The sequence below is a fragment of the Mycobacterium sp. genome, from assembly GCF_965229265.1.
Classification (GTDB): domain Bacteria; phylum Actinomycetota; class Actinomycetes; order Mycobacteriales; family Mycobacteriaceae; genus Mycobacterium.
Map to the genome: position 1 here is coordinate 230,054 of NZ_CBDDIY010000010.1, position 12,676 is coordinate 242,729.

At 66.9% G+C, this 12,676-nt stretch carries 11 protein-coding genes; 3 read left to right on the plus strand and 8 right to left on the minus strand.

Annotation, left to right across the window (positions count from 1 at the left end):
* Positions 1-23: 23 nt before the first annotated feature.
* A complete protein-coding gene (locus tag ADBZ9K_RS03300; RefSeq protein ID WP_526618486.1) occupies positions 24-704 on the minus strand; it encodes a FadR/GntR family transcriptional regulator in 681 nt (226 codons plus the stop codon).
* Between the two features lie 501 nt (positions 705-1,205).
* Here ADBZ9K_RS03300 and ADBZ9K_RS03305 point away from each other — a divergent pair.
* Positions 1,206-2,183 carry a cadherin-like domain-containing protein gene (locus ADBZ9K_RS03305; protein ID WP_526618487.1) on the plus strand — a complete coding sequence of 326 codons (978 nt, stop codon included), beginning with the start codon at positions 1,206-1,208 and terminating at the stop codon, positions 2,181-2,183.
* A 16-nt stretch (positions 2,184-2,199) separates the two neighbouring features.
* Here ADBZ9K_RS03305 and ADBZ9K_RS03310 read toward each other — a convergent pair whose 3' ends face one another.
* Positions 2,200-5,130: an aminotransferase gene (locus ADBZ9K_RS03310; RefSeq protein WP_526618488.1), complete on the minus strand. Its 2,931-nt coding sequence runs from the start codon at positions 5,128-5,130 to the stop codon at positions 2,200-2,202.
* A 121-nt stretch (positions 5,131-5,251) separates the two neighbouring features.
* On the opposite strand from ADBZ9K_RS03310, the gene ADBZ9K_RS03315 reads away from it, so the two are divergent.
* On the plus strand, positions 5,252-5,809 hold the full coding sequence (locus ADBZ9K_RS03315; RefSeq protein WP_526618490.1) for an isochorismatase family protein: 558 nt from the start codon (positions 5,252-5,254) through the stop codon (positions 5,807-5,809).
* Positions 5,809-6,600 (plus strand): ketosteroid isomerase family protein, encoded by a 792-nt coding sequence (locus ADBZ9K_RS03320; protein ID WP_526618492.1) that lies wholly within the window; start codon positions 5,809-5,811, stop codon positions 6,598-6,600. The genes ADBZ9K_RS03315 and ADBZ9K_RS03320 overlap by 1 nt, the downstream gene beginning before the upstream one ends.
* 6 nt (positions 6,601-6,606) lie before the next feature.
* Here the strand turns inward: ADBZ9K_RS03320 and ADBZ9K_RS03325 are convergent, their stop codons facing one another.
* From ADBZ9K_RS03325 to ADBZ9K_RS03350, 6 genes are all read right to left on the minus strand, one after another.
* On the minus strand, positions 6,607-7,425 hold the full coding sequence (locus ADBZ9K_RS03325) for a DUF1206 domain-containing protein (protein WP_526618493.1): 819 nt from the start codon (positions 7,423-7,425) through the stop codon (positions 6,607-6,609).
* 122 nt (positions 7,426-7,547) lie between these two features.
* Positions 7,548-8,204, minus strand: a complete 657-nt coding sequence (locus ADBZ9K_RS03330; RefSeq protein ID WP_526618495.1) for a VTT domain-containing protein — start codon at positions 8,202-8,204, stop codon at positions 7,548-7,550.
* Between the two features lie 61 nt (positions 8,205-8,265).
* Complete coding sequence (locus tag ADBZ9K_RS03335; RefSeq protein WP_526618497.1) at positions 8,266-9,129, minus strand: ABC transporter permease; 864 nt, start codon at positions 9,127-9,129, stop codon at positions 8,266-8,268.
* Complete coding sequence (locus tag ADBZ9K_RS03340; RefSeq protein WP_526618498.1) at positions 9,126-10,001, minus strand: ABC transporter permease; 876 nt, start codon at positions 9,999-10,001, stop codon at positions 9,126-9,128. The genes ADBZ9K_RS03335 and ADBZ9K_RS03340 overlap by 4 nt, the downstream gene beginning before the upstream one ends.
* Positions 10,002-10,005: 4 nt before the next feature.
* Positions 10,006-11,193, minus strand: coding sequence for a polyamine ABC transporter substrate-binding protein (locus ADBZ9K_RS03345; protein WP_526618499.1), 1,188 nt, complete (start codon positions 11,191-11,193; stop codon positions 10,006-10,008).
* 88 nt (positions 11,194-11,281) lie between these two features.
* Entirely contained in the window at positions 11,282-12,394 is a 1,113-nt protein-coding gene (locus ADBZ9K_RS03350; RefSeq protein WP_526620691.1) for an ABC transporter ATP-binding protein, read from the minus strand.
* Positions 12,395-12,676: the final 282 nt, after the last annotated feature.

A 12,676-nucleotide genomic window follows, 5' to 3' on the forward strand; every position in this document is an offset into this window, starting at 1 on the left:
GCGCTAGCAGAACTCGCTGGGAACTACTCCGGGGGCTCGGGGGAGAGCATATTGATCAAGGGCGACAGCGATTTGTAGGCGATGGCTTCCGCTGAATCGGCGTCACGCCGGGCCAGCGCTGCGGCAAGGTCGAGATGTATTTGGCGATCCATGAACGCATCGGCGTCGAGGTTGACGTAGAACTCACGCCCGATCTCGTCGATGGAGCGGACGAGAGTGTTGAGCGCGAGTCGGTAGGTGATGTTGCCGGAGCCGATGATAATCGCGGTCCACAGGACGAGGTCCGCGTCGCGGAAGGTGTTGATATCGCCGGATTCCGGATAGTCCGCCGCGGCGGCGGACACTGCCGCCAGTTGCTGTTCGTCGGCCCGCAGTGCACACAGACGTGCCGCATGGGTGCCGACGGTGCGCCGCATCACGGCCGTATCGAGCACGGCCGTGATCAGCGGCACGACCCCGGCTGCGGTCAGCGCGGCGAGCATGTCCAACCCGGCGTTGGTGTGCCAGTCCAATACCCGGCTGTTGCCGCCCTGGCCGATCTGCACCAGGCCCGCCTGCTGGAGGCGTTTGAGCGCCTCGCGCACCGAATGGCGATTGACCTGGAGTGCGAGGGCCAGATCACGTTCGGAGGGGGCTGACCGGTCGGCCGGCCATCGGCCGCTGAGGATTTCCTCGACGAGGCGGGTGTACACCGCATCCGACACGGTCCCCGAGCGGGGGATTGGCGCTAACTCCACCCCACAACCATCCCACCATCGCCTATCGACGCCCAATGCGGGTCCCTGCCCAGCAACTGGTTGGACCAGTTGCTGGAGGTGTGCTAGCTTCGGCGGGCATTCTTAGCGTTGGTCGGTTTAGGAGAGGTGTGTTCGGTGACGTTGTCGAGGATTGGTGCCGGTGTGGGTACCGCGGCGGTCGCTGTGGGTCTGTCGATACTGGGTCCACAGGCCCAGGGACTGGCGGCCGCCGATGCCGGTTCCGCAGACTCCTCAGCAACGAGTCATGCAGCGCCCGGAAATCATCGTGCCGCGTCGGCGGGGCAGGCCCACTCGGCACGGTCGAGCCGTGCAACCGACTCGCCGCTCGCCGGTGCGCAGTCACGCTCTGCGGCCGCAGCTAAGCCAGCAGGGTCAGGGCCGAGTGCTGCCGCCACGGTTGTCGCCGCCGCTGCGAGCGAGGGCGAGCCTGCCGTCAAATCCGTCGTCGTGAGTAGTTTCGCCCGCCGGGGGCATCCGAACAGGCCAGCTGTGGCCAGCCCGGTGGCCGCCAACACGACGGTCAGCGCCGACACCGCCTCCGTCGGGCTGTCCGACGCGGCAACGGCGAAGGCCCAGGCAAACCTCGTGGCCGACGTCGCGCTGCCGTGGCCATCGATCGCCACCCCGCAGCAGGCCAACATCGCCGTCAACGGCTGGCTGGATTCGGTGCAGACGGTGCTGTCGCGGCTGGGCACCAACCCGGTGACCGACCTCTTGCAGGGTGCGTTGCTGTTGGTGCGCCGCAACCTGTTCGATCAGACCCCCACCGCCAAATCGTACGAGTACGTAATGCGTGCCAACGGTCAGGTGCTGGGCGCCGTCAATGTGATCGATCCCGAAGGGGCACAGGTCAAATACACCGTGACTCAGGCCCCGACGAAGGGCACCGCGACCATCAACGCCGATGGGACCTGGACTTACACCCCCGGACCGGACTTCGTCTACGACTCGTTCACGGTCACCGTCGACGACGGCGGACACAACATCTTCGACCCGACCGCCGGCAGCCGCACGGTCACCGTGCGCGTCGGTGACGACCCGAATGCACCCGTCCAGGGGATCGGCACGATCGCCAAATACATCAGAAACGATACGGGCGTGGCGCTGATCAACGGCTACTACGGACCTCGGTATCAGGGCACCTACAACGGCATCGTGTCCGGCCCGCCGGACAACTTCGTCCTGCAGCCCGGTGACTCCGCTGTTTACGAAACGGAGTGGAACATCTTCTCCGGCGATGCCTATGACGTGGTCATGCAGTGGCGCGCCACCAGCGATCCTCAGCTCCTGTGGACCATCGAGTACCAGTACGAAGGCACCGGGACGGCGAACCCGATGTCCTGCGCGATCAGTTCGCAGCCGTGCTGGGCCGGAGGGGACGGGTCCGCCCCGTACGCCCACCTGCTCCCGCCGGCGACCGTCTAGCCTTCGCGCCCCGCGCTCACCAGCCGGTCGATAACACCCGATCAAGGGTGTCGACGAAGAAGTCCGCCGACTCGTGGGTGATGCACATCGGCGGCTTGACCTTCAGCACGTTCTGCCGGTCCCCGGTAGGTTGCACGATGACCCCGAGTTCGCGCATCCGCTCGCAGATCGCGGCGGTCTCCTCGGCCGCGGGCTCCAACGTGTTGCGGTCCCGCACCAGCTCGATACCCATGTAGAGCCCGCTGCCGTGCACGGTGCCGATCAGCTGATGCCGGGTGGCCAATGCCTCGATGCGGGCCTTCATGTGGTCGCCGATGGTCAGCGCGTTCTCCTGCAGGCCTTCCTTCTCGACCATGTCGAGCACCGTCAGGCCGACCACGCACGACACCGGGCTGCCGCCCGCGGAGGAGAAGAAGTAGCCCTGGGTGCGGTACTTCTCGGCGATCGCGCGGGTGGTGATCACCGCGCCCAGCGGCTGGCCGTTACCCATGGCCTTGGCCACGGTGACGATGTCGGGCACGACCTCCTGCTGCTGGAAGGCCCAGAACCAGCGGCCGGTGCGGCCGTAGCCGACCTGCACCTCGTCGGCGATCGCCAGGCCCCCGGCGGCGCGGACCGCGTCGTACACCGCCCGCAGGTACCCGTCGGGCAGCGCCATCCCGCCGGCATTGCCGTAGAACGGCTCGCAGATGAACGCGGCCGGTGGATGTCCTTGCGCGACAAGCTCTTCGATGATCGCGACGGCTTCGGGGGCGTACCGCGCCGCATCCGGGCCGCGATGTTCCCCGCGGTAGGCGTTGGGGGAGGGCACGGTGTGGACCCAGTCGGGCCGGGTGGCCAGCGCGTTGGGGTTGTCGGCCACCGACGTCGAAATGGCGTCGGTGGCATACGTCCAGCCGTGGTAGGCCTCCGCCACCGCGACCACGTCATGGCGGCCGGTGGTCGCCATGGCCAGCCGCAGCGCCAGGTCACCGGCCTCCGAGCCGGAGTTCACCAGGAATACGGTGTCCAACGGGTCGGGCAGGGTCGCCGCCAGCCGCTCCGAGAGTTCCACCACCGATCCGTAGTTGAACCGCGAGTTGGTATTGAGCCGTCGCCACTGGCGTGCGACCGCGTCGGCCAGCACGGGATGACCGTGGCCCAGAATCGCCACGTTGTTGACCATGTCGAGGTAGCTGCGGGCGTCGGTGGCCACCATGTGCTCGCGCCAGCCCCGTTCGATGCGCGGCGGGTTGCGGTAGTAGTGCTCCTGCACGGTGGCAAACGAGTGCGCCCGCCGACGCCACAGCGCCTCGCTGTCATCGGCCGTCGGCGGTACGGGGGGCAGACCGACCAGGGCACTGGGGTCCTCGACCAGGCTGAGCCAGCCCGCCGCGTATTCCGGTCGGACGAAGTCGGGCACCGGCCCAGCCGCAGGTTGCCTGCGCAATTGGATCCACACCCGGCCGTCCGCGGTACCCAGGGCGGCGCCCGCGGCGACGGAGTCGCCGGCCTTCACACCAACCTCGCTCAGCGCGCCACGCACGTGCACCGTCCCCGCCGTGCCGGCCAGGGTGATGGTGTCGCCGTCGGCGGCCTCCAGCACGCCGGCCCACGGTGCGGTAAGTGGCATCGGCGCTGCCAGCCACACGTCCATACCGGTGCCGACGGTGGCCGACGACTCCGCGCTCAGCAGTCGCGAGCGGGTGAGCCGCGGTTGTCCGAATGTCGTGGCGACGGCGACGGCACCGTCGGCCAGGGCCTGCCCGGCCAGCGCGTCCTCGTAGCGTGCCTCCAGCCAGCGACCGCCGTCCATCGCATCGGATTCCACCGACAGATCGAGCCGCACGACCGCGCCGGCAGCGAGTCCGCCGATCAGCGCGGCTTCGGCGACCGGAGCTTCGGTGTCGTGCGTGCCGCCCAGCCACTCGCGGATCTGGGCGGTCATCACCTCGACCGGCAGTTCGGTGGCCCGCTCGAAGATCCGCCACTCGTAATCCAGGGCGTCGTTGGCATACGCGTTGTCGGCGTCGATCGCCGCCTGGTGGATACCGCTGACCACGAGGACCGCGGCGCGCAACACCACCAGGGGCCACAACGCCTCGATCTCGGCGGTTCCCAGCGGGCGGACCGCGTGGAACGCGGCGATCGCGGGCAGGGTGGCGGCAGGTTCGCCGCCTTCGTGGCGCAGCAGCGAGGACACCGCGACCGCGAGTTCCCCCACGGTCCACGACCTGGTCAGATCACCCAGGTCGATGATGCCGTCGGGCACCTGACCGGTCTGCGGCGAGCTGCACACCACGTTGTCGTCGGTGATATCGCCGTGAATCACCTGCACCGGCAGGTCCTCGCCCAGGTCTGCGACCACCCGCCAGGCCGCCTCCGCCGCGGCCTCGACGGCCTGGCGCTGCTGGGCATTTTCGACGTGTTGGGCGAGCACCTCGACGGTGCGCTGCGCATGCCGCAGATCCCACTGCAGGACGCGATCCACGCCTGGATGGCCGAAGCCGGCTAACGCCCGCGCGGTCCGCCCCGCCAGGCTGCCCAACGCAGCAGCACGCACCGGGGTGACGTAGTGCTGGCCGCTCATCGTGCCGCCGGACAGGTACGTGATGATCCGGGCGTAGAGCACCGTGCCGTCGTCGTTACGCAGTTCGGCGATCGGCGGGACCCCGGGCAGCTCGACGTTGGTCGCCGCCCGTACCCCCGCCTCGGTCTGGCAGATGTAGGCCGCGGCCGCATCCTGTGCTTGCAGCTCGAGTCGGCTGAACACCGGGTTGGCGATCTTTAGCACCCCGACGGGCTCGCCGCCGGGACCGTGGAGCAGGAAGTTGGCGTCCTGCTGGCTGCCCAGCGCGGTGACCTCGGCCTCGACCCCGAAGTGCGTCTTGGCGATATCGCGGGCCTGGGTGGGCGTGATCGCCGGAACCGGCAGTTCCTCGGCTTGGAAAAAGTCGAACAGTGTCATGTACTCGGTCGGTCCTCGTCTGGCGATTCGGCGGGTCTCACTGTACTGCTGCGGGCTGACCTCCGAGGGCGGCCGCACCGACCCGGTAGAACGGCTCGGCATCTGCCGATACGGTGAACGGATGCGGGCGCTGATCATCGTCGACGTGCAGAACGACTTCTGCGAAGGAGGGTCGCTGGCCGTCGACGGCGCAACCGACGTAGTCCGGGCGATCAACGCATTACTGGCCAGCCCGCACGGTTACGACCATGTGGTGGCGACCAAGGACTACCACGTTGATCCCGGCGCCCACTTCGCCGAGGATCCCGACTATGTCGACTCCTGGCCGCACCATTGCGTCGCGGGGACCCACGGCGCCGACTTCCACCCGGAACTGAACACCGCGCCGTTCGAGGCGGTGTTCCACAAGGGGGCGTTCACCGCCGCCTACAGCGGCTTCGAAGGCGCCACCGATCACACCTCGCTGGAGCAGTGGTTGCGTGCGCGCGGCGTCGACGAGGTCGACATCGCCGGCATCGCCACCGACTACTGCGTGTGCCAAACCGCCGCAGATGCCACCCGCGCAGGATTCACGACCCGCGTTCTGGTCGATCTGACTGCCGGTGTCGCGCCCGGCTCGACCGCCCAGGCGCTGGACGACCTGCGAAGCCGCGGTGTCGATCTGGTACACAGCGCCTGATGTCCACGCCTCCTTCGGTTTTCGTCGACATTGTCGACCGGTCGCCGAAGCTGGCTGCCGCCAACGACCGGGCCGGCTGGGTGGGATTGTTCACCGATGACGGGCGAATCGAGGATCCGGTGGGGTCCCGGCCCCACGTCGGGGCGCTCCGGATCGGGCGGTTCTACGACACCTTCATCGCCCCGCGCAGGATTGTGTTCCACCACAACGGCGACGTCGTCTCGGACTCCACGGTCATCAGGGATGTGGTGCTCGAAGTCGGCATGGGATCGACGGTGACCATGCGCATCCCGGCTGTGCTGCGCTACGACCTGCGCGCCGTGGCCGAGCAGTGGCGGATCGAGCGCCTCCGCGCCTATTGGGAGCTGCCGGCAATGGTTCTGCAGTTCGCCGGCAATGGGGTGGCGGCCGGCCCGCAGGCGCTCGAGCTGACCCGCGCCCTGATACGCAATCAGGGCTTGCGCGGATCAGTGGGTTTTGCGAGCGGTTTCCGTGGTCCCAGGTTCCGCGGCAAGCGCACGGTGCGCGCTTTCCTCGGCGCGATCACCACCGGTGACCAGCTGGGGGCGTGGCGGACCTTGGCACCGGCAGCCGTCATCACCCGCGGGGAACGGGAACCCATGAAATTCGGTGCCCTCAGCGCCGAACTCGCCGGACAGTCGTGGACCAAGGTGCTCGGGGCGGGCTCGTCGGTCACGGCATCGCTGCACGGCTCGACACCAGGGGTGCTCATCGCCGAACTCGCCGCCGGGGGCGGTGCGATCAGCCGGCTGCGTTACTTCGCGCAGTAGGGCCGGCTACATCCGCGCGAAGCGGGCCAGGACGAAGCAGTAGGCGCCGTAGGCGGCGAAACCGATCGCCGCGGCGATGAGCAAGAACTTGCCGAACGGTGCCTGGCCCAGGCTCTTGACCGCGGCATCCAATCCGGCGCCTTTGGCAGGATCGGCGGTCAGGGTGGCCACCACTAGAAGGATTCCCGCGCCGCCGAGAACGGCGCCTTTGGCGGAATAGCCCGCGATACCCAGCGGGGTCACGACCGGGCCGCCCGGAATCTTGAGGTCCTTCTCGAACTTCGTGGACACCCCCTTGTACACGTGGTAGGCGCCGACCGCGATGATGACCGCGGCAGCGATCAGCAGCAGCGCCTTGCCCGCGCCCGTCTGCATCAGCCGTGCGGTGAGGCTGGTGTTCTGTGCGCTGTTCGACTGACCCCCGCCAGAGGCGAACCGTGTTGCGGCTAGCGCGATTCCGGCGTACACGACGGCGAGGCTGACCGACTTGACGCGGTCGAACAGGCGGTGTGCGCCGTCATGTTCGGAGCCGGGTTCGGTCGGATGCGAGCCGACGACGGCCTCGGCCAGACGCCACAGGGCCAGGGCGATCAGGCCGACCGCGGTGATCCACAGGGCCACCGCACCGCCGGGCTGAGCGGCCAGTGTCGCCAGCGCGCCGGACTGGTCGGCGTTGCCTGCGGTACCGAACGCCAGCTGCAGCGTGATGTAGGCGACCAGCAGATGCAGAACGCCGCTGGTGCTGTACCCAGCCCTGGCGGCGTACTCGAATGCCCGGGTTTCCGTGGCTGCCTGCACGGCACCGTGCATCGTATTGTCGGCCATGACAATTGGGGTTCCCCGGATCATCTCGGGGCAAACGGAGGTGCGAGCCGGCCCCGACCGCGGGCGTAACGCCACGGCGGTCGCGGAGCCGATTCGCTGCCCTGAGGTTACGTTCGGCGCCCTCACTCCGGATGGCGCAGGGTCTCCCAGTCGTGTTCGGACTCGAGTTGGGCGATCAGGCTGCGCGTGCGCTCCTTGAGCAACAGGGTCATGCCGATGCCGATGCCGATCGCGATGACCAGTGCGATCCAGGAGAACCGCGACAGCCATTTCTCGGCGGCCAGGCCCAGGTAGTAGACCACCGCGGTGGTGCCGCCGGCCCAGCACAACGCACCGGTCGCGTTGGCGGCCAGGAAGTAGCGATAGCGCATCCGCAGCGCGCCGGCCAGCGGGCCGGCCAGGATTCGCAGCAGCGCGATGAACCGGCCGAAGAACACCGCCCAGACCCCCCAGCGGGAGAAGAGTTGCTTGGCCAGTGCCACGTGGCCGGGCCCGAAGTGCTTCGGGAAGCGTCGACCCAGTTTCTCGAACAGCGGCATGCCGAACCGCCGGCCGATGGTGTATCCGATCGTGTCGCCGACGATGGCACCGATGGTGGCCGAAGCGCCCACCCATACCGGATCGATGTCGAGGGTGTGTCGCGAAGCCAGCAGCGCCGCGCTCACCAGCGCGATCTCACCGGGCAGCGGGATACCCAGGCTCTCCAGGCCGATGATCAGCCCGACGATCAGATACACCGCCAGTGGCGGGATGGACTCCAGGATGGTCTCGACGCTCACCCGCCAAGAATGCCGTATGGAGCGCGGTTACCGGCGTCAACGGGTGAGTTCGCGTGTCGGGTCAGGTATCGCGCTTGCGCCGGTAGAGCGTTCCCACCCCGAGCAGGATCAGGCTGGCGATCAGGATCGCGGTAGCCAGCACGTTGATCTGAGGCGGCACAGCGGCTTTCACCGCCGCGTTGACGTAGAGCGGATATGTCACCGTCGAGCCGCTGACGAAGTAGGTGATGATGAAGTCGTCCAGTGACAGGGCGAACGACAGCATCGCGGCCGCCACGATGCCCGGCACGATCAGCGGCAGCGTCACCTTGAAGAACGTCCGGGTGGAACTTGCGCCCAGGTCCAGTGACGCGTCCTCCAGGGTCCAGTCGAAGCCACGGATTCGTGCGCGCACCGTCATCGCGATGAAGCTGATCTCGAAGGCCACATGGGCGATCAAGATTGTGGTGTACCCGGTCGCCCAGCCCAGGTCCAGGAACAGGGTCAGCAGCGAGGCGCCCATCACCACCTCGGGTGAGGTCAGCGGCAGCACCAGGAATGTATCGACCGCCTTGCTTCCCCGAAAGCGTTGCCGCACAAGCGCAATTGCGACGAGAGTGCCCAGTACCACGGCGATGATCGTCGAGACGAAGGCGACGTTGAGGCTCAACTTCAGAGCGTCGGTCAGGGCCGGATACTTGAACGGATCGGCCCAGTTGTCCAGCGTGAAGCCCTGCCAGGTGTAGTTGAACTTACCCGCCGGTTTGTTGAACGAGAAGATCACGATCACCAGGATCGGCAGGAACAGGTAAGCCAGGACCAGCCCGGCGATGATGCGCAGGGCCACATCGCCGAGCTTGAACGTCCCGCGGATATTGCGGCCCGGCTTGGCCAGCCCGCCGTGGTCGATCGTCTGGGCGATCGCCGCGCCGGCTTCGGTCGTCATACCAGGTCCTCCGTGCCCAGAGCCCGGGTGTAGAGCAGCACACCGACCAGGATCAGCGCCATGAGCACGAAGCTCAAGGCGGCGGCCGCCGGATAGTCCTTGACTACCAGGAACTGCTTCTGGATGACGTTGCCGATCATCCGGGTCTGGGTGCTGCCCAGGTAGTCGGCGTTGATGAAGTCGCCGACCGACGGGATGAACACCAGCATGCTGCCGGCGAGCACACCCGGCATGGCCAGCGGCATGATCACCTTGCCGAACATCCTCCGATTGGTGGCGTACAGATCGCGGGAGGCCTCCAACAGGCGGGCGTCGATCTTCTCCAGGCTGACGTACAGCGGCAGGATCATGAAGATGATCCAGTTGTAGGTCAGGCCACCAATCACGGCCCAGCTGGTCGACAGCAGCCGCCCGTCGGACGGCAGCAATCCGACCGTACCCAGCGCGTGGACAACCCAGCCGTCGTCGGCGAGGATCGTCTTCCACGCCAGGGTGCGGATCAGGAACGTCACGAAGAACGGCAGGATTACCAACCCGAGCAGCAGGTTCTTGTACCGACCGGCCTTGAACGCGATCACGTAGGCCAGCGGGAACGCCAGCAGTGCGCACAGGATGGTCGCCGTCAGTGCGTAACCGAACGAGCGCAGGATCTGTTCGCGGTACTCGCTCAGCGCATGACCGTAGTTGCTGAAGTCCCAGGCGAACGTGAGCTTGGGCAGGTAGATCGATCCACCCATCGTCGACAGCGACGTGCGGAACAGCGAAATGAACGGCACCACATAGAAGATCCCGAGATACGCGAGCGCGGGCAGGATCATCAGGTACGGAGCGAGCTTGCTCCGCTGCCGGTTGCTGCTGGCTACACCGGCCATCGCGTCAGCCGCCGGTGACTTCGGCGTAAGCCTTGTTGAAGTCTGAGGTCTGCTGATCGGTGAGCGCGGCCCAGGTCTTCAGCTTGTCCAGGGTTTCCTTGGGCGGGTTGATCAGCGGGTTGGAGGCCAGGCCCGGATCGATCTTGTTCAGTTCGTCGGTCATGTCGGAGAGCACCGGGACGTACTGGGTGTGGGCAATCAGCTTGGCGTAGTTAGCCCGGTCGTAGACGTAGTTGATCCACGCCTCGGCGGCCTTCTGGTTCTGCGTGGTGTAGGGGATCACCATGGTGTCGACGAAGGTGGTGCCGCCGGTGTCTGGCACGACGAACTTCAGGTCCGGGTTGTCCTTCTGCAGCTGCACCACGTCACCGGAATACGCCTGGGCGATAACGACATTGCCCGAGGCCAGGTCGTCGGCGTAGTCGTTGCCGGTGAACCGGCGGATCTGGCCCTTGTCCTTCTGTTCCTTGATCAGGTCGACGGCCTTCTGGACGCCTTCCATCGTCGGATCCTCGACCGAACTGCCCTGCGACAGCATGATCATGCCGAGGCCGTCCTGGGTGTCGGCCAGCAGGCTGATCTTGCCCTTGAACGCCGGATCCCACAGGTCGTCGATCTTGGTGATGTCGCGGCCGGTCGCGGCCCGGTTGTAGGCCAGCGCGGTCATTCCGGACATGTAGGGTGCGCTGAACTTGCGGCCCGGGTCGGCCTTGGAGTCGAGCAGGTCTGGGCGCAGATTCTTCTTGTTGGTCCAGCGGCTTTCACTGATGCCGTTGAGCCAGCCCAGGCCGTTGAGGCGGGCTGCCATGAACTGAGTGGGGACCACCAGGTCGGCGCCGATGTCCTGCTTACGCGAGAGCGGCTCCTTGTTCTTGGCGAACCACTCCTCGTTGTCGTTGTAATCCTCTTTGTAATCAACGGTCAGGCCGGTGGCGGTCTGGAAGGCCGCGACGAACCCGTCGGCCATGTACAGCGGCCAGTTCGAGATGCGGAGTTTCCCGCTGGCCGGGGAGCCATCGTCGGAGGGGGCGGCCGACCCGCTGGCCGAATTCGATGAGGTGTCGGACTTGCTACACGCGGCGAGGAAGGACGGGCCCAAGACCAGCGCCGCAGCGGCGGCCGCGCCGCCCCCGATGAACCGACGTCGGGATGCAAGGGAGGCGAGGGTCCGCGGATCGATCTGATTGGCCATGTGCCGTGGTGCCTTTCGTATAAGCGGGGGAGCCGGGAGGTCGTCTGATCAAAACACTGTGGTCGGGTGGGCGGGTCGACCCGGACGATTAGGAGTCGTCGAACATCTCCTCGAGATCTTCGGTCGTCGGGATGTCGGCCGCAGGCAGCACCAGGGAGGCGTCCGGCGACCAGCACACGTAGACATCGTCGCCGGGGCGCAGCAACGGCAGATTCTGTTCGGGCCCGACATGGGCCACGATCGGGGCGTCACCGGCACCGGCCAGCGACAGCCGGAGTACCGGACCCTGGAAGGTGAGGTCGACGACCTTGGCCCGCACCGAGGCGACATCGCCGGTGGGTTGATCCATGGACACCCGGACCCGCTCCGGGCGGACCATCAGCGTTGCCTGACCGCCCGGCTCGATGGTGGTGTCGCCGGGGCGCGCCTTGAGCTTGGTGCCCAGTACCTCCACCTCGACGTGGTCGCGGTTGGCTCGCCCGGTTTGGCGGCCGTGCCAGAGGTTGGCCTGGCCGATGAACCCTGCGACGAAGACGGTCGCGGGTCGGTCGTAGATCTCGGTGGGCGTGCCGATCTGTTCGACATTGCCGGCGTTCATCACCGCGATCCGGTCGCTCATCGTGAGCGCCTCTTCTTGGTCGTGGGTGACGTAGACGAACGTGATACCGACCTCGCGCTGGATGCGCTTGAGTTCGAACTGCATGACATGACGCAACTTGAGGTCCAGCGCGCCAAGCGGCTCGTCCAGCAGCAGGGCGCTGGGGTAGTTGACCAACGCCCTGGCCAGCGCGACGCGCTGCTGCTGACCGCCGGAGAGCTGGGCGGGCTTGCGCTTGGCGAAATCGGTGAGCCGGACCACCTCGAGCATCTCGTCGACACTCTTGCGAACAGTGGCCGAGTCCTTCTTCTGGCTGCGCGGGCCGTAAGCGACGTTGTCCCACACGGTCATGTGTGGGAAGAGGGCGTAGTGCTGGAACACCGTGTTGACGTTGCGCTTGTTGGGTGGCACCCGGGATACGTCGACCCCCTCGAGTCGGATCGCGCCTTCGGTGGGGCTCTCGAAGCCGGCGATCATGCGCAGCGTGGTGGTCTTCCCACAGCCGGACGGCCCGAGCATCGAGAAGAACTCGCCGGCACCGATGGTGAAGTCGGCGTCGGCGACGGCGACGTAGTCGTCGAAGCGTTTGACGACGTGATCGATCTCGACGACGGGGGCGCGCTTGGATCCGGGGTCTGTGGTCGTCTGCTGGGTGGCGGTGGCGCCGGTATCGGTCAGGGCCCGTCCTCCTTAGTCCCGCGGGCGGCCGATGAACCCGGCCGGTCCGCCCCTAAACGATTACGGATTTGCGTGCCGTTCGCAACCGATTCCGCAACGATTTATGAATTTTGCAATGGAATCGCTCGTCAGCCCCGGGTTGTGAGCGCGGCTTTCGATGGGACGGCACCCTTGACGCGGGTGTCGATGGGTCGGATCCTAACCCCG